The following is a 15,188-nucleotide window of genomic DNA, read 5'->3' as shown; positions in this document are numbered from 1 at the left end:
ATGGCCTATATTAGGTCGGGAAGTGCCGCAGCGCGAATGCGAACACGTGGTTGGCGCTATCTCGCAACACTTGCCCCGCTTCCCTGGGCGCCATCGCGGGTCCGGCACCAGGATTGGCTGTGCAACGAAGCAGGCCACCGAGGTTCGTGCCGATACCCGCGCGACGGCGCACGCTGGCAGCCCGGCTAGCGCGTCAGCTTGGTGCGGCGGCTGCCGTAGACGTATTGGCGCCCTTGGCCGGGTCGTGCCAGCCGCCGCCCAGGGCCTTGTACAGGTTGACTTCGCTGGTCAGCTGCTCGAGCCGTGCCTGGATCAGCAGTTGCTGCGCGTTGTAAAGCGAGCGCTGCGCGTCCAGCACGGCAAGGTAGCTGTCGACCCCCGTGCGATAGCGCCGGTCGGCCAGGCCATAGGCGTCCTGGGCGGCTTCCACGAAGCGGACCTGGGCCTCGAGCTGGCTGGTGTAGGTGCCGCGCGCCGCCAGCCCGTCGGCGACCTCGCGGAAGGCGGTCTGCACCGTACGCTCGTACTGGGCGACGTTGACATCCTTCTGGATGGTGGCGAAGTCCAGGCTGGCCCGCAGGCTGCCGGCGGTAAACAGCGGCAGGTTGATCTGCGGCTGGAACAGCCACGTGCCGGAGCCTGCCGCAAACAGGCCCGAAAGCTGCCTGCTGGCGGTGCCCGCCGATGCGGTCAGGCTGATACTGGGGAAGAACGCCGCACGCGCAGCGCCGATATCGGCGTTGGCGGAGCGCAGCCGGTGCTCGGCAGCGAGCACGTCCGGACGGTTCTGCAGCAGGTCTGAGGGCAGCCCGGGGGGCACATCGGCAAACAGCTTCTGCTCCAGCGGCAGGCCTTCCGGCAGGTCCGCGGGCGGGGACGTGCCGAGCAGCAGCACCAGGGCATTCTGGTCCTGTGCTACCAGCCGGGTATAACGCGCAAGGCTCGCCCGTGCCGTTTCCACGACAGTCTGCGCCTGGCGCAGGTCCAGCCGCGAAGCGATCCCTTCCTCGTAGCTGCGCCGGGTCAGGCCATAGCTGCGCTCGTAATTGGCCAGCGTTTCACGGGTGACCTGCAGCAGCGCTTCATCGGCGCGCTGGGTCAGGTAGGCGCTGGCAACGCTCGCCACCAAAGAGATCTGGGCGCTGCGGCGCGCCTCGTCGCTGGCGAAATACTGCTCGAGCGCGGCTTCGCTGAGGCTGCGCAGGCGGCCGAACAGGTCGATCTCCCATGCCGTGGTGCCTATCGACACGCCGTACTGGCTGCCGATCGTCCGCTGTCCGGTGGGAGACAGCTCGGCGGGAATGCGCTGGCGCGTGCCCTGCGCGGCCACGCCGACGGCGGGAAACAGGTCGGCGCGCTGGATGCGGTACTGTGCACCGAACGCCTCCACGTTGAGGGCGGCCACGCGCAGGTCACGGTTGTTCTCCAGCGCCAGTTCGAGGAGACGGCGCAGCCGCGCATCGGCGAAGAATTCGCGCCAGCCCAGTTCGACCGCTGGCACCTGGCCGGCTTCGGCGGCGGCATCGGCAGGCAGGTAGGCCGGGCCCTGCGGGTAGGCTGCCTCCACCGGCGAGGCCGGCCGCTCGTACCTGGGGATCAGGCTGCAGCCGGCCAGCATGGCCATGGCGGCAGCGCACAGCAAGGTCTTCTTCATTCAAGCGCCTCTTTTTCCAGGGAGGCATCATGCGGCTCCGGCCTGCGCTTGCGCCCGAACAGCGAGGTGACGACGACAAAGAACAGCGGCACCCAGAAGATCGCCAGCACCGTGGCAGTGATCATGCCGCCGATCACGCCGGTGCCGATGGCGTGCTGGCTGCCGGCACCGGCGCCGGTCGACACCGCCAGCGGAAACACGCCGAGCATGAAGGCCAGCGAGGTCATCACGATGGGGCGCAGACGCAAGCGGCACGCCTCCACGGCGGCCTCGACCAGGCTCTTGCCCTGTTCGTACTCGCTCTTGGCGAACTCCACGATCAGGATGGCGTTCTTGGCGGACAGGCCGATGGTGGTCAGCAGGCCCACCTGGAAGAACACGTCATTGGACAAGCCGCGCCCCAGCGTGGCGAGCAGTGCGCCGATCACGCCGAGTGGCACCACCAGCATCACCGAGAACGGGATCGACCAGCTCTCGTAGAGCGCGGCCAGGCACAGGAACACCACCAGCAGCGAGAGCGCATAGAGTGCCGGCGCCTGCGAGCCCGACAGCCGCTCCTCATAGGACAGGCCGGTCCAGGCATAGCCTACGCCCGGCGGCATCTGCTTCATGATCTCCTCGATCGCCGCCATGGCCTCGCCGGAGCTGCGCCCGGGCGCGGGCTCTCCCAGCAGTTGCACCGCCGCCACGCCATTGTAGCGCTGCAGCTTGGGCGAGCCATAGGCCCACTTGCCGTCGGCGAAGGCGGAGAACGGCACCATCTCGCCCTTGTCGTTGCGCACGAACCATTTGTCGATATCGTCCGGCTTCATCCGGGAATCCGGGCGGCCCTGCACGTAGACGCGCTTGACCCGGCCGCGGTCGATGAAGTCATTGACGTAGCTGGACCCCCACGCGATCGACACCGTGCTGTTGATGTCTGCCAGCGCAATGCCGAGCGCGCGCGCCTTCTCATCGTCGATCACCAGCTGGTACTGCGGCTGGTCATTCAGGCCATTGGGGCGCACCCGCTGCAGCACCGGGCTTTGCGAGGCCAGCGCCAGGAACTTGTCGCGCGCGTTCATCAGCGCCACGTGGCCAATGCCGGCCTGGTCCTGCAGGTAAAGGTCAAAGCCGATGGCATTGCCCAGTTCCTGCACCGCGGGCGGGGCGAACGCGAACGACATCGAATCGCGGAAGCTCATGAACTTGCGCTGCGCGCGTGCGGCCAGGTCGAACACGCTGGTGCTGTCCCCGCTGCGCTGCTCCCATGGCTTGAGCAGGATGAAGGCCAGGCCCGAGTTCTGGCCGCGGCCGGCAAAGTTGAAGCCGTTGACGGTGAACAGCGACTCCACCACCCCGCCCTCTTCCTTCAGCAGGTATTCGCGCATCTGGTCGAGCACCTTCTGCGTGCGCTCGGCCGTGGCGCCGGCCGGCGTCTGCACCTGGGCGTACAGCACGCCCTGGTCTTCTTCCGGCAGGAACGACGTGGGGATGCGCGTGAACAGGAAGCCCATCCCCACCAGGATGGCCACGTAGAGCAGCAGGAAAGGCAGCCGGCGCTTCAGGATGCCCGACACGCTGCGCTCGTAGCCCTGGGTGGTCGCGATGAACTTGCGGTTGAACCAGCCGAAGAAGCCGCCCTTGTTCTCGCCATGATCGCCCTTTTCGATGGGCTGGAGCATGGTGGCGCACAGCGCCGGCGTCAGTATCAGCGCGACCAGCACGGAAAGCACCATGGACGAGACGATGGTGATGGAGAACTGCCGGTAGATCACGCCGGTCGAGCCACCGAAGAACGCCATCGGCAGGAACACCGCCGACAGCACCATGGCAATGCCCACCAGCGCGCCCTGGATCTGGCCCATGGAGCGCCGCGCGGCCTCCTTGGGCGGCAGGCCCTCCTCGGCCATCACGCGTTCGACGTTCTCCACCACGACGATGGCGTCATCCACCAGCAGCCCGATGGCCAGCACCATGCCGAACATGGTCAGCGTGTTGATGGTGTAGCCAAACGCCGCCAGCACGCCGAAGGTGCCCAGCAGCACCACCGGCACGGCAATGGTCGGGATCAGCGTGGCGCGGACGTTCTGCAGGAACAGGTACATCACCAGGAACACCAGCACGATGGCTTCCATCAGCGTCTTCACCACTTCGTGGATGGAGCCCGAGATCACCGGCGAGGTGTCATATGGGAAGACCACCTTCATCCCGGGCGGGAAGAAGGGCTCCAGCCCGTCCAGCGTCTTGCGGATGGCGCGCACGGTTTCCAGCGCGTTGGCCCCCGCGGCCAGCCGCACGGCAATGCCCGAGGCCGCCTGGCCGTTGTATTGCGCGTTGATGTTGTAGTCCTGCCCGCCAAGGCCCACCTGGGCCACGTCCTTCAGGCGCACCTGGGAGCCGTCGGGGTTGACCTTGAGCAGGATGTTGCCGAACTGCTCGCTGGTCTGCAGCCGGGTCTTGCCGATCACGCTGGCATTGAGTTGCTGGCCCCGCACCGCCGGCAGGCCGCCAAGCTGGCCGGAGGCCACCTGGACGTTCTGCGCCCTGATGGCGGTGCTCACGTCCAGCGGCGTGAGCTGGTAGCTGTTGAGCCGGGCGGGGTCGATCCATACCCGCATCGCATACTGCGCGCCGAACACCTGGAAGTCGCCCACGCCGTAGGTGCGCGAAAGCGGGTCCTGGAGACTCGAGACGATGTAGTTCGACAGGTCTTCCCGCGTGACCTTGGGGTCAGTGGAAATCAGGCCCACGATCACCAGGAAGTTGCGCACCGACTTGGTCACGCGGATGCCTTGCTGCTGCACTTCCTGCGGCAGCAGGGGCTGCGCAAGGGCCAGCTTGTTCTGCACCTGCACCTGGGCAATATCCGGATTGGTGCCCTGCTCGAAGGTCACCGTGATCGTCATGCTGCCGTCGGCGTTGCTTTCCGAGGAGATGTAGCGCAGGCGGTCGAGGCCGTTGAGCTGCTGCTCGATCACCTGCACCACGGTGTCCTGCACCGTCTCGGCGGAGGCGCCGGGGTAGTTGACCGAGATGGCGATGGTGGGCGGCGCGATGGCCGGATACTGGCTGATGGGCAGCGCGCGGATCGACAGCACGCCGGCCAGCATGATGACCAGGGCGATCACCCACGCGAAGATGGGCCGATCGATAAAGAAATTGGACATCGATACTCTCCCTCGCCCTGGCAGGGCACTCAGGGCTTGGCCGCGGACGGGGCGGACGCGGCGGCCACCGGGGCGCCGGCGGCGCTCCCGGCCTGGGCTACACGCACTTTCGCCCCGGGCCGCACGAACTGCAGGCCCTCCACGATGACGCGGTCGCCGGCGCCGAGGCCGTCGGAAACCAGCCACTTGTCGCCAACGGCGCGGTCGGTGCGGATCTGCCGCAGTTCCACCTCGTCCTTGCCATTGACCACCAGCGCCGTGGCCTGGCCCTTGAGGTCGCGCGTCACACCCTGCTGGGGCACGAGCAGGGCATCGGTCTTCACGCCTTCACGCAGACGGGCATGGACGAACATGCCCGGCAACAGGTCATGGCGCGGGTTGGGAAACACCGCGCGCAGCGTCACCGAGCCGGTGCCCTGGTCCACGGCCACTTCGGAGAACTCAAGGCGGCCGGTTTCGGGATAGCGGGTACCGTCTTCGAGCGCCAGGCTGACCTGGGCCGCGTTGACGCCGGCACTTTGCAGCGCACCATTGGCCAGCTCGCGCCGCAGGCGCAGCAGGGAGGCAGAGGGCTGGGTCACGTCGACGTAGATCGGGTCAAGCTGCTGCACCACCGACAGCGCGGTAGCCTGGCCGTTGGTAACCAGGGCACCTTCCGTCACATTCGAGCGCCCGATGCGCCCGGAAATCGGCGCCAGCACCTTGGTATAGCGCAGGTTGATCTCGGCCCGGTCCACCGCCGCCTGCGCCTGCAGCCAGGCGGCCCTGGCCTCGTCATACTGCTGCTTGCTGACCGCCTCGTCACCGACCAGGCGTCCGTACCGCTCTGCCAGCAGGCGGGTGGATTCCAGCGTCGCCCTGGCGCTCTTGTAGGTGGCCTCGTAGGTGGACGGGTCGATCTGGTAGAGCTGCTGGCCCTGCTTGACGTCGCTGCCCTCCTTGAACAGGCGGCGCAGGATGATGCCGTCCACCTGCGGCCTGACTTCGGCAATGCGAAACGCCGTGGTGCGCCCGGGCAGCTCGGTATCCAGTGTCAGCTGCTCGGTCTTGAGCGTGACCACGCTCACTTGCGGTGGCGGCGGGGCGGCGGCCTCTTTCTTGCCACCGCATCCGGCAAGCATTGACATGCCGATAGCCAGCGTGACCGGAACCCAGGCGCTGCAGCCGCGTGATCGTTGCATAGCGATGTCCTGCGTAGGAATCAAGCCGAGTCAAAATGTCGCCGGCAAACCGGTTGACCTACGCCAGAGCGGAACAGGCCGAGGTGACGCAAGCGCCATGCCCGCCATTGCGCCAGCGCCAGTTGCAGACGTAACCGGCAAAGTCTATCCCGACTCGAAGAAATGGTTCGGCCGATTATTGGCTACCCATATTTCAGGAACTTGCATCGCGATCCGACGTGAGCCGCGCAAGCCGGGGCGCGCGCCAACGCCCCGGCGCCCTGACAGAACACATGCCGGCACAGCGCATGGCTGCACAGCGAAGACCACGTGCGACCTGCTACCGATGGGTTCAAGCGCGTGGCGAGCTGAGTCGGGGCGCATCGCTTTACCGCGTTCTTCAGGACGTCAGGTCCTTGGCGCGGAGCCAGCTCAGCCACGCTTGATCTTCGATCTCGTATGAGCCTCGCGACTCTTTCCATACGATCTCGCGCTCACGAAGGGCGTCAATTGCATTCTGCACCGTCCCGGCGCTGACGCTCACGTGATGCGGCACCAGGGCCTTGTATGCGGACATTGCGCTCTCTCCGAAGGGAGAGAACTGACCATCCTTGCCAGCCATGACACGCACCACCGCCTGCTGCAGCGGGGACAACGAGGTGAAGTCGCTTTCAACGTCATGCCACAAGCGTTCCTGGACCAGCGTCGCGTCATCCTTGAGCCGGGTACTGAGGTTTGGCGATTCGTTCGCCAGTGCGATCGTGCCGATCAGGTGGCGCAGCATCTCCGGGCGATGCCCGACCATCACGAAGGCTTCGTAGACCGCCTCCGGCTCAAGCTGATTGCCGGTGGCGAGCGCCCGGTTCACGCTCCTGGTGAATTCGTCGGTGAAGTTTCGATCGAGCAGCGGGAACGGCGTCACCTGGGAGCCGTAGAACGGCATGCGCGAATTCATGACGAGGTGCGCGAGCTTGTCCCGGCTTGAGCCGGTGAAGACCAGCATGAGGTCCGGGGCCTTGCCCGACACGTTCATCGCGTCGCGCGCCGCCTTCAGGCCGAACATCGCCTCCACCCCCTTCTCCGTGGTCAGAGCATGCTGGGCTTCGTCAACGATCAGGAGAACCGGTTTGTCGGCAGCCTTGCGCAGCGCCTCAAGGGTCTGCGTAAGCGTGACGCCCGCTGGCAATCCCGTGGCGCCGAGATCCAACCCAAGGGTGCCCATCACGGTGACCCTGGTGAGGCCGACAGCCTTTGCAGCTTTGCTCACGACGCCGGCGTGATCGGCAATCTTGTGCTTGATGGCGTCGGCGATCAGCTCGCCGGGGTCATGCGCCTTGTTCGACCATAAGTCGACATACACCGTGACCCAGCCGCGCTGCCCGGCGGCCGGCACAAGATCCTCGCGCAGGAACGTGGACTTCCCGACCCGACGCGGTGCCGCCAGGAACAAGCCCGAGCGGGCATCCTGGATTCCCTCGCCGGCCAGGGCAGCGCAGAAACTAGCCGCCAGCGCGGGCCGGCGGAAGGTGTAACGTTCGGAGGCGGCGGACGGATCGGACATGGTGACTTCCGGGTGCGATTATCAGCATTTATCCTATCTGGATAAATTATCCTTGGCAAATAAATGATGATAAATGCCCAATAATGCACATCCTCAGCCGAGCTATTGCGGAAAGAGCGACATCTGCCCAGCCAGCAGCGTCTCGAAATCGTCGTCCAGGAACGGCAAAATCGCATCGGCAATTGGCTGCAACTGCTTGTTGACGTAGTGGCCATAGTCGACCGGCGCCGACCGGGTCTCAAGCGGCTCCGGCCCTGAAACAGTCATCACATAACTGATCCAGCCACCCTGCTGATACTGGCGCGGACGCCCCTGGCGCTCGTTATAGGCATCGGCAATACGGGCGGCGCGGACGTGCGGCGGCACGTTGCGCTGGTAGTCATCGAGCTTGCGGCGCAGCCGCTTGCGAAAGACCAGTTGCTCGTCGAGCTCGCCGGCCAGGGTGCGACGCACGATGTCCCGCACATAATCCGCGTACGGCTCGCGGTTGAAGATCTTTTCGTAAAGGGTCTGCTGGAAACGCTGGGCGAGCGGCGACCAGTCCGTGCGCACCGTCTCAAGCCCCTTGAACACCATCTCGACCTTCCCGTCAGGCAGTTCCACCTGGCCGGCATAGCGCTTCTTGCTGCCAAGGTCCGTGCCGCGGATGGTCGGCATCAGGAAGCGCCGGAAGTGCGTTTCGAACTGGAGTTCCAGCGCGCTTTCCAGTCCATAGGTCTGCCCGAGGTGATCGCGCCACCAGTCGTTGACGTAGGCGACCAGGCTGCGCCCGATCTGCTTGGCATCGGCTTCCGTTCGCGCGCGGCGCAGCCAGACGAATGTGGAATCCGTGTCGCCGTAGATCACCTCGTAGCCGCGGGCCTCGATCAGCGCGCGGGTCTGCCGCATGATCTCGTGCCCGCGCATGGTGATCGACGACGCCAGCCGCGCATCGAAGAACCGGCAGCCGCTGGACCCGAGCACGCCGTAGAACGCGTTCATGATGATCTTGAGCGCCTGGGACAGCGGCTTGTTCCGGTCGCGCTTGGCGGCCTCGCGGCCTTGCCAGACCCTGGCGACGATCGCCGGCAGGCAGTGCTTCGTCCGGGAAAACCGCGCACCGCGAAAGCCTGGCACCGAATCGGCATCGTCCGGATGCGCCAGGCCTTCGACCAGCCCGATCGGGTCGATCAGGAAGGTCCGGATGATCGACGGGTAGAGGCTCTTGTAGTCCAGCACCAGCACTGATTCGTAGAGCCCCGGCCGCGAGTCCATGACGAAGCCGCCGGGGCTGGCCTCGGGCGCCTTCTCGCCGAGGTTGGGGGCGACATAGCCCTGGCGGTGCATCAGCGGCATGTAGAGATGCGTGAAGGCGGCGACCGAGCCGCCGTTCCGGTCGGCGGGCAGGCCCGTGACCGTGGCGCGTTCCAGCAGGAAGGGCAACAGCTCCGTCTTTTCGAAGATCCGCGTCACCAGTTCGCAATCGCGCAGGTTATAGCGGGCCAGCGCCGGCTTGTCCTGCTCGAACATGCGGTCGATGGCGTCCATGCGGTCGTACGGGTTGTCGACCGCCTTGCCCTCGCCGAGCAGCGTCTGCGCCACCGATTCCAGGCTGAACGACGGGAAGCTCCACGTGGCGGAACGCAGCGCCTCGATGCCGTCGATGATCAACCGGCCTGGTGCGCTGGCGAAATAGTGCTGCTGGGCGTTGTGCTCGCGCCATTCCATCTCGGCTCCACCCCGGCCAAGGCGCAGTGGAACCTGGAACTTGCGTGCATGCTCCTGCAGCACGCGCAGGTCGAACTGGACCAGATTCCAGCCAATGATCGCGTCGGGATCATGGTCGGCCAGCCACTGGTTCAACTGCTCCAGCAACTCGGCCCGTGTGGCGCAGTATGCGAGCGAGAAATCGACGTCCACGGGCATTTGCGGCGCCGCGCCCAGCATGTAGACCTGGCGCTGGCCGCAGCCTTCGAGCGCAATCGAATAAAGTTCGCCGAACGCGTTGGTTTCGATATCGAGCGAGACCAGGCGCAGCGTGGGCCGGTAGGCCTCCGACGGCTTCATCTGGGCATTGCGCAGCGCGCCGCTGGGGTCCGGCCCACCGTCGAACCAGACCGGGGCGGTGATGAAACGCTCCATCAGGTAGCGTTCGGGCGGGCGGATATCGGCTTCGTAGACATCCACGCCGACGTCGCGCAATGAGCGGCTGAGGTGGATCAGTTGCCGATGCTGGCGGCAGTACAGGCCCAGTACGGGCCGGCGCTGGAAATCCTGGAGCTTGAGCGGGCGCAGATCGACATCGCGCTCGCGGCACAGCAGCGCCTCGGCGCGCTCGCGCTGCGACTCGGGGATAAACGCGACTGACGGCTGACAGGACAGGTGCAGGTGGCGCGGACCATCATCGGTCGCCAGCCAGAATTCGACTTCGGTGCCGGCCGGCGTATCGCGCCAATGTCGGGTCAGGATGAAACCCTGCTGAAGTGCCACGTTAGGAACATTGGGAAACGGCTACCGGTCGGGATTCTAGCGGATGGGGACGGGTGCGTGAGCCGCGCAGGCCACCCCGAGGCAGCTTCGGCTCACGCAAAGCGGTCGTGCAGGATCGCGGCGGTCAATTCGCGCTTCTTCCAGTACATATGGTGGATGCGCTCCTGCAATTTGCCCAGCACCATGGGGTCGAGGCTGCCATAGGTCAGCAGCACGGCAGGCTGCGAGCCGTCGCCTTCCTCATGTTCGAGGCTGTCGAACGGGGGAAACCCATACTTTTCCAGGAAGGCCGCGATTTCCTCGTCCGAGGTGCCAGGTTCGATGTTGCCAAGCAGCAAACGACTCATGATGGTCTCTCCCAGTCGATGGAGAAGCGGCCCTGCCCCAGCCCCCATTGAGGTTAGCGCCGAGACGCGCTATCTCAATTCTAGGATGGGCTTTTGCCCTGCCGTGCCGCCTCGATCGCGGCGATATCAATCTTTCTCATCGTCATCATCGCGTCGAATGCGCGCTTCGCCGCCGCGCGGTCGGGGTCGGTTATCGCCGCGCTGAGCGCGCGCGGGGTGATCTGCCATGACAGTCCCCACCGGTCCTTGCACCAGCCGCATTCGCTTTCCTGGCCGCCGTTGCCGACGATCGCATTCCACAAGCGGTCGGTTTCGGCCTGGTCGTCCGTCGCAATCTGAAAAGAGAAGGCCTCGTTGTGCTTGAAATGCGGGCCGCCGTTCAGCCCGAGGCAGGGAATGCCGGCGACGGTGAACTCGACCGTCAGCACATCGCCCTGCTTGCCGTCGGGATAGTCGCCTGGCGCGCGGTGGACGGCGCTGACAGCGCTGTCGGGGAATGTTTCGGCATAGAAGTTTGCGGCATCAAGGGCGTCGCGGTCGTACCACAAGCAGATCGTGTTCTTGCTTTGCATGATGTGTCTCCTGGAATGTCGAGCACCGGGGATCCGCCACCGGGGCTCCAATGTCTCATATTCCGGTGGCGGGCGCAGGCTGCGCAAGGTGTGGACTGAGGAGCCGCCGGCGGCCTCTGTCACATGGACTTGAAGGCGGCTCGCATGCAGGAGACAAAGTCATTGACGTGCGTGTCGCGCGGCGCCAGCTTCGCGCGCAGCATGTAGCTCCTGAACGGGATTTCCGGCTTGAACGGGATTGCCACGACGCCCGGGAACCTCATCGTCCGGCTGACGATGGGATTCACCAGGCTTACCCCCAGGCCTTCGCTGACCATCCTGCAGATCGTCGCCGCGAAGGGAGTTTCGAGCGCCATGATCCGGGCCCCGTCGCTGAACACGGCATCGATTGCGCGCCTTGACATGCTGCCGCCGGGCAGGGAAATGAACCGCTCGCCGGTCAGGTCCTCCGGAACGAGCCGCCTCTTCCTCGCCAGCCGGTGGCGTGCCGGCACCACACAAACCGCGCTTTCGGTGTGTATGACGGACGCCACGACCCCTGGCTTATCGGCAATGTTGGAGACGAAACCGATGTCGCAGTGCTGGGTGGCGATCCAGTTTGCGATGACGTGGGACTCGCTGGTGTCGACGGCAATGCGGACCAACGGGTACTTTTCGCTGAACATCCGCACCGCCAGCGGGAGCACGCTCAGCGATATCGACGCGGCAGCGGCCACACGCAGCGTTCCGACGCCGGCGTCGCGGATGGCCCGCGCGGATTCGCCCAGGCTCTCCAGCCCTACGAAGGCGCGCTCCACTTCCTTGAACAGCGCCTCGGCCCCTTTGGTGGCCACGACACGTCCGGGCAGCCTGTCGAACAACTCGAAGCCGAGCTCAGCTTCGAGCTTGCCGATGACACGGCTCACGTTGGGTTGGGACGTATGCAGCTGCTTTGCTGCGATTGTCATGGAGCCAGTCAGCATGACGGCCCTGAAGGTCTCGATCTGCTTGAAGTTCATGCCCGCAATGGTACCGCCTCTTCAGCACCCCCATATCAAAAATGCATGCGGGCGGCCAAAACTGTCATTTGACCGGTATGCCGGCGCCCTCCGATACTCAATTCACCACAGAACGTATCGGAAACCATGGAATCGAAAGTCAGCCGCCGGCTCAAGGAGCCGCTCGCAAAAGAAATCTGCGAGCACATTTACGGTCCGCGCCTTGCACGTGACTTCTCCAGGCAATTCGCCTACCTCAACGAGGTGAACCAGGCACACCTGCTGATGCTGCACAGGACCGGCCTGGTACCACCGGAGATCGCCAGGAAGCTGGCCAGCGGGCTGCTGCAGATGGAAAACGAAGGCCCTGGCGCGGTGGCCCTCGATCCTGCCAAGGAAGACCCCTATTTCAACTACGAAGCCAGGCTGATGACGGTGACCAGCCGGGACATCGGCGGGCGGCTGCACATGGCGCGCAGCAGGAACGACATTGCGGCCACCATTGACCGGCTACGCGCCCGCACCATCGTTCTCGACACCATCGAGGCGCTGGGCAGGCTGCGCAAGGTGGCGCTGCAGCGCGCCAGCGAATTCGCCGATGCCGTCATGCCGGGATACACGCACCTGCAGCCTGCGCAGCCGATCACCTTCGGCTTCTACCTGAGCGCCGTGTCCGAGGCCCTCGGCCGGGACATGGACCGGCTCCATGCGGCCTTGCCGCGGATCGACGCCATGCCGCTGGGTGCGGGAGCACTGGCCGGCACGCGTTTCCCGATCGACAGGCAAGTCACGGCGGACGGGCTTGGCTTTGGCTCGCTGGTGCACAACACTCTGGATGCGGTGGCGTCGCGCGACTTCGCCTGGGAGGCGATGTCCGCCATGGCCATCATCGCGCTGACGTGGGGCCGGGTCGCGCAGGACTTCTATGTGTGGTCCACGCCCGAGTTCGGCCTCCTTGCCTTCCCCGACCGGGTGGCTAGTACCTCGAGCATCATGCCGCAGAAGAAGAATCCCGCAGTGCTGGAGTACTTGCGTGGCAAGAGCGCCCATATCGTTGGCCTGTTGACGACGTCCCTGGTTACCGTCAAGGGAACGCATTTCACGCACACCGGTGACAGCAGCCGGGAGAGCATCCGCAGCTTCTGGGAGTGCAGCGAGGAAACCGCGCGTTGCCTGTCCCTGTTCGAACTGATCCTCGGCAGCGTGGAGCCGAGGCTGCCGAACATGCTGCAGCGCGTCAGCCTCGACTTTTCCGTGGCGACGGACCTGGCCGATGGGCTTGTGGCCGAGGCAGGACTGTCGTTCCGGGACGCTCACCACGTTGTGGGCGGACTGGTGCGCATGGCACTCGATTCCGGCCAATCCGCAGGCGAGCTGACCAGCGCCATGCTGGACCGTGCCGCGGTGGACGTGATCGGCCGGGCAATCGAATGGCCCGAGCACAAGCTGCGGCAGTACCTGGATCCCGTCGAGAGCATCAACGCGCGCGGCAACGGCGGTCCGGCGCCTTCGGAGGTCGCCCTCGCGATCCAGCGGCAACGCGGCCACGTTGACACTCTGCTGGCTTCGGTGAGGTCCACCCGAGCGCGCCTCGATGCAGCGCGCGATCGGTTGAAGCGTGACATCGCCGCATTGGCAGCCGTTTGATCCACCAACCATCCTTCTAACGCCAACGAACCATGAAGCTCATCGCCAAGTTCTTGATTGCGGCGCTTTCCGCTGCCTGCGTTGCCCCTGGCGCCTCCGCCGCGTACCCGGACAAGCAGATCCGCCTCATCGTCCCGTTCGCGGCGGGAGGCACCGTGAACCTCATTGGCCGTGTGCTGGCGCAACGTCTCTCGGAGACCCTGGGCCAGCAGGTCATTGTGGAGAACAAGCCCGGCGCGGGCGGCACGCTGGGGGCGGACGTGGTCGCCAAGTCGCCGGCCGACGGCTATACGCTCCTGCTCGCGTCATCAAGCCACCAGTCCATCCACCCGCTCATCTACAAGAAGCTGCCCTACGACGCGAACAAGGACTTTGTCCAGGTGGCGCTGTTCGCGGCCGTGCCAAATGTGCTCGTGGTTTCGAACAAGGTGCCGGCGAAGACCGTCAAGGAGTTCATCGCCTATTCCAGATCGGGCGGAAAGACACTGTTCATGGGCTCCGCCGGCAACGGCAGCGTCAACCAGATGGTCGGCGAACTGTTCCAGCACAAGACCGGAACCAGTTTCGAGCATGTGCCGTTCAAGGGCGCGGGCCCTGCGACAGTCGACCTCCTGTCGGGGCAGATCGACCTGATGTTCGTGAACCTGCCTAACGTCTTGCCGCACATCCAGAGCGGGAAAGTGCGCGCCCTCGCGGTCGCAAGCGCGCGCCGGGCCGCTTCGCTGCCGGAGGTGCCGACCATGGCGGAGGCCGGCGTCCCTGACTTCGTGGTCGACTCCTGGTCCGGCGTGCTGGCGCCGGCGGGAACGCCCAAGGCTGTGATCGACAAGCTTTCGCTCGAGATCAACAAGATCGCGAAAGAGAAGTCGACCGCCGACAGTCTCGCTGCCCAGGGTGCGATCCCGCTGCCCGGCGCCAGTGCCGACTATGCCAGGCTGGTGCGCTTCGAGACCCAGCGCTGGGGCGAGGTGATCAGCAAGGCGAACATTGCGCTGGACTGAGGCCGCAGGACTTCTCGCGTCTCACTGGGCTTCCGCCGCGCGCACGAACGCGTCGCGCGCAGTGATCCGCTTGACGTAGTCCTGGATGCACGGGCTCTCGCTGATGCGCGGCGCACCGAATCGCCCCGCCCATGCCAGCGAGGCACCGAGATAGACGTCCGCCGCGCTGAAGGTCGCGCCGAGCACGAAGGGGCCTGGAGTCAGGGCTTTCTCGATGGCGTCGATCACATCGTCATAGTCGCCCCAGCCGACTGCCTGCTTCGGCAGCGGCGCCTCTTTGCGCATCATGCGGTCAGTCAGCGCGGGTTCGAAGCAACTGCCGCAGAAGAACAGCCACCGCAGCACCGTGCCGCGCGCGGACGAGCCTGCGGGCGGCATCAACCCGGCCTGCGGAAAGGCATCCGCCAGCCAGGCGATGATCGCGCCGTTCTCGGTCAGGACCGTGCCGTCCTGCAAGACCAGCGTTGGAATCTTCCCCATCGGGTTTATCGCCAGGAACTCCGGCGCGCGGCTCTCGCCCTTGGTGAAATCGATGTGCTGCAGCTTGTACTCAGCCCCGACCTCCTCCAGCATCCAGCGCGCCACCGAGGCGCGGCTCTGGGGGTTGTAGTAGAGCGTCATGGTCATACCGTCCTCCTGCCGCGTTCGGCC

11 protein-coding genes are annotated in these 15,188 nt (G+C 65.5%); 2 read left to right on the top strand and 9 right to left on the bottom strand.

Annotated features, from left to right (window positions below):
• Window positions 1–193: 193 nt before the first annotated feature.
• The 8 genes from adeC to CF68_RS00285 form a co-directional block, all read right to left on the bottom strand.
• Window positions 194–1,654: an AdeC/AdeK/OprM family multidrug efflux complex outer membrane factor gene (gene adeC / locus CF68_RS00320; protein WP_035815069.1), complete on the bottom strand. Its 1,461-nt coding sequence runs from the start codon at window positions 1,652–1,654 to the stop codon at window positions 194–196.
• On the bottom strand, window positions 1,651–4,803 hold the full coding sequence (locus tag CF68_RS00315) for an efflux RND transporter permease subunit (RefSeq protein WP_035815068.1): 3,153 nt from the start codon (window positions 4,801–4,803) through the stop codon (window positions 1,651–1,653). Before CF68_RS00315 ends, adeC begins: the two co-directional genes overlap by 4 nt.
• 29 nt (window positions 4,804–4,832) lie before the next feature.
• Window positions 4,833–5,984: an efflux RND transporter periplasmic adaptor subunit gene (locus CF68_RS00310; RefSeq protein ID WP_035815067.1), complete on the bottom strand. Its 1,152-nt coding sequence runs from the start codon at window positions 5,982–5,984 to the stop codon at window positions 4,833–4,835.
• 379 nt (window positions 5,985–6,363) lie between these two features.
• Entirely contained in the window at window positions 6,364–7,524 is a 1,161-nt protein-coding gene (locus CF68_RS00305; protein ID WP_035815065.1) for a hypothetical protein, read from the bottom strand.
• Between the two features lie 102 nt (window positions 7,525–7,626).
• Window positions 7,627–9,993, bottom strand: coding sequence for a DNA polymerase II (locus tag CF68_RS00300; RefSeq protein WP_035815064.1), 2,367 nt, complete (start codon window positions 9,991–9,993; stop codon window positions 7,627–7,629).
• A 92-nt stretch (window positions 9,994–10,085) separates the two neighbouring features.
• Complete coding sequence (locus CF68_RS00295; RefSeq protein WP_035815063.1) at window positions 10,086–10,340, bottom strand: hypothetical protein; 255 nt, start codon at window positions 10,338–10,340, stop codon at window positions 10,086–10,088.
• A gap of 80 nt (window positions 10,341–10,420) precedes the next feature.
• Window positions 10,421–10,912, bottom strand: coding sequence for a VOC family protein (locus CF68_RS00290; protein WP_035815059.1), 492 nt, complete (start codon window positions 10,910–10,912; stop codon window positions 10,421–10,423).
• A 119-nt stretch (window positions 10,913–11,031) separates the two neighbouring features.
• Entirely contained in the window at window positions 11,032–11,910 is an 879-nt protein-coding gene (locus tag CF68_RS00285) for a LysR substrate-binding domain-containing protein (RefSeq protein WP_035815057.1), read from the bottom strand.
• A gap of 126 nt (window positions 11,911–12,036) precedes the next feature.
• Between CF68_RS00285 and argH the strand changes: the two genes are divergently transcribed.
• Together argH and CF68_RS00275 are read left to right on the top strand one after the other, a co-directional pair.
• Window positions 12,037–13,536 carry an argininosuccinate lyase gene (gene argH / locus CF68_RS00280; RefSeq protein ID WP_035815054.1) on the top strand — a complete coding sequence of 500 codons (1,500 nt, stop codon included), beginning with the start codon at window positions 12,037–12,039 and terminating at the stop codon, window positions 13,534–13,536.
• A 32-nt stretch (window positions 13,537–13,568) separates the two neighbouring features.
• Window positions 13,569–14,537 (top strand): tripartite tricarboxylate transporter substrate binding protein, encoded by a 969-nt coding sequence (locus CF68_RS00275; RefSeq protein WP_035815052.1) that lies wholly within the window; start codon window positions 13,569–13,571, stop codon window positions 14,535–14,537.
• Window positions 14,538–14,558: 21 nt separating this feature from the next.
• Here the strand turns inward: CF68_RS00275 and CF68_RS00270 are convergent, their stop codons facing one another.
• Window positions 14,559–15,164: a glutathione S-transferase family protein gene (locus CF68_RS00270; protein WP_035815049.1), complete on the bottom strand. Its 606-nt coding sequence runs from the start codon at window positions 15,162–15,164 to the stop codon at window positions 14,559–14,561.
• Window positions 15,165–15,188 lie beyond the last annotated feature (24 nt).

The organism is Cupriavidus sp. SK-4, from assembly GCF_000611125.1.
Classification (GTDB): Bacteria; Pseudomonadota; Gammaproteobacteria; order Burkholderiales; family Burkholderiaceae; genus Cupriavidus; species Cupriavidus necator.
Note: the sequence above shows the minus strand (reverse complement) of the source record. Positions and strands in the feature narration are given on the sequence as shown.

Bases quoted from the DNA above. Each gene is read 5' to 3' on its own strand.
- adeC (WP_035815069.1), bottom strand. From the start codon at position 1,654: ATGAAGAAGACCTTGCTGTGCGCTGCCGCCATGGCCATGCTGGCCGGC.
- CF68_RS00315 (WP_035815068.1), bottom strand. From the start codon at position 4,803: ATGTCCAATTTCTTTATCGATCGGCCCATCTTCGCGTGGGTGATCGCC.
- CF68_RS00310 (WP_035815067.1), bottom strand. From the start codon at position 5,984: ATGCAACGATCACGCGGCTGCAGCGCCTGGGTTCCGGTCACGCTGGCT.
- CF68_RS00305 (WP_035815065.1), bottom strand. From the start codon at position 7,524: ATGTCCGATCCGTCCGCCGCCTCCGAACGTTACACCTTCCGCCGGCCC.
- CF68_RS00295 (WP_035815063.1), bottom strand. From the start codon at position 10,340: ATGAGTCGTTTGCTGCTTGGCAACATCGAACCTGGCACCTCGGACGAG.
- CF68_RS00290 (WP_035815059.1), bottom strand. From the start codon at position 10,912: ATGCAAAGCAAGAACACGATCTGCTTGTGGTACGACCGCGACGCCCTT.
- CF68_RS00285 (WP_035815057.1), bottom strand. From the start codon at position 11,910: ATGAACTTCAAGCAGATCGAGACCTTCAGGGCCGTCATGCTGACTGGC.
- argH (WP_035815054.1), top strand. From the start codon at position 12,037: ATGGAATCGAAAGTCAGCCGCCGGCTCAAGGAGCCGCTCGCAAAAGAA.
- CF68_RS00275 (WP_035815052.1), top strand. From the start codon at position 13,569: ATGAAGCTCATCGCCAAGTTCTTGATTGCGGCGCTTTCCGCTGCCTGC.
- CF68_RS00270 (WP_035815049.1), bottom strand. From the start codon at position 15,164: ATGACCATGACGCTCTACTACAACCCCCAGAGCCGCGCCTCGGTGGCG.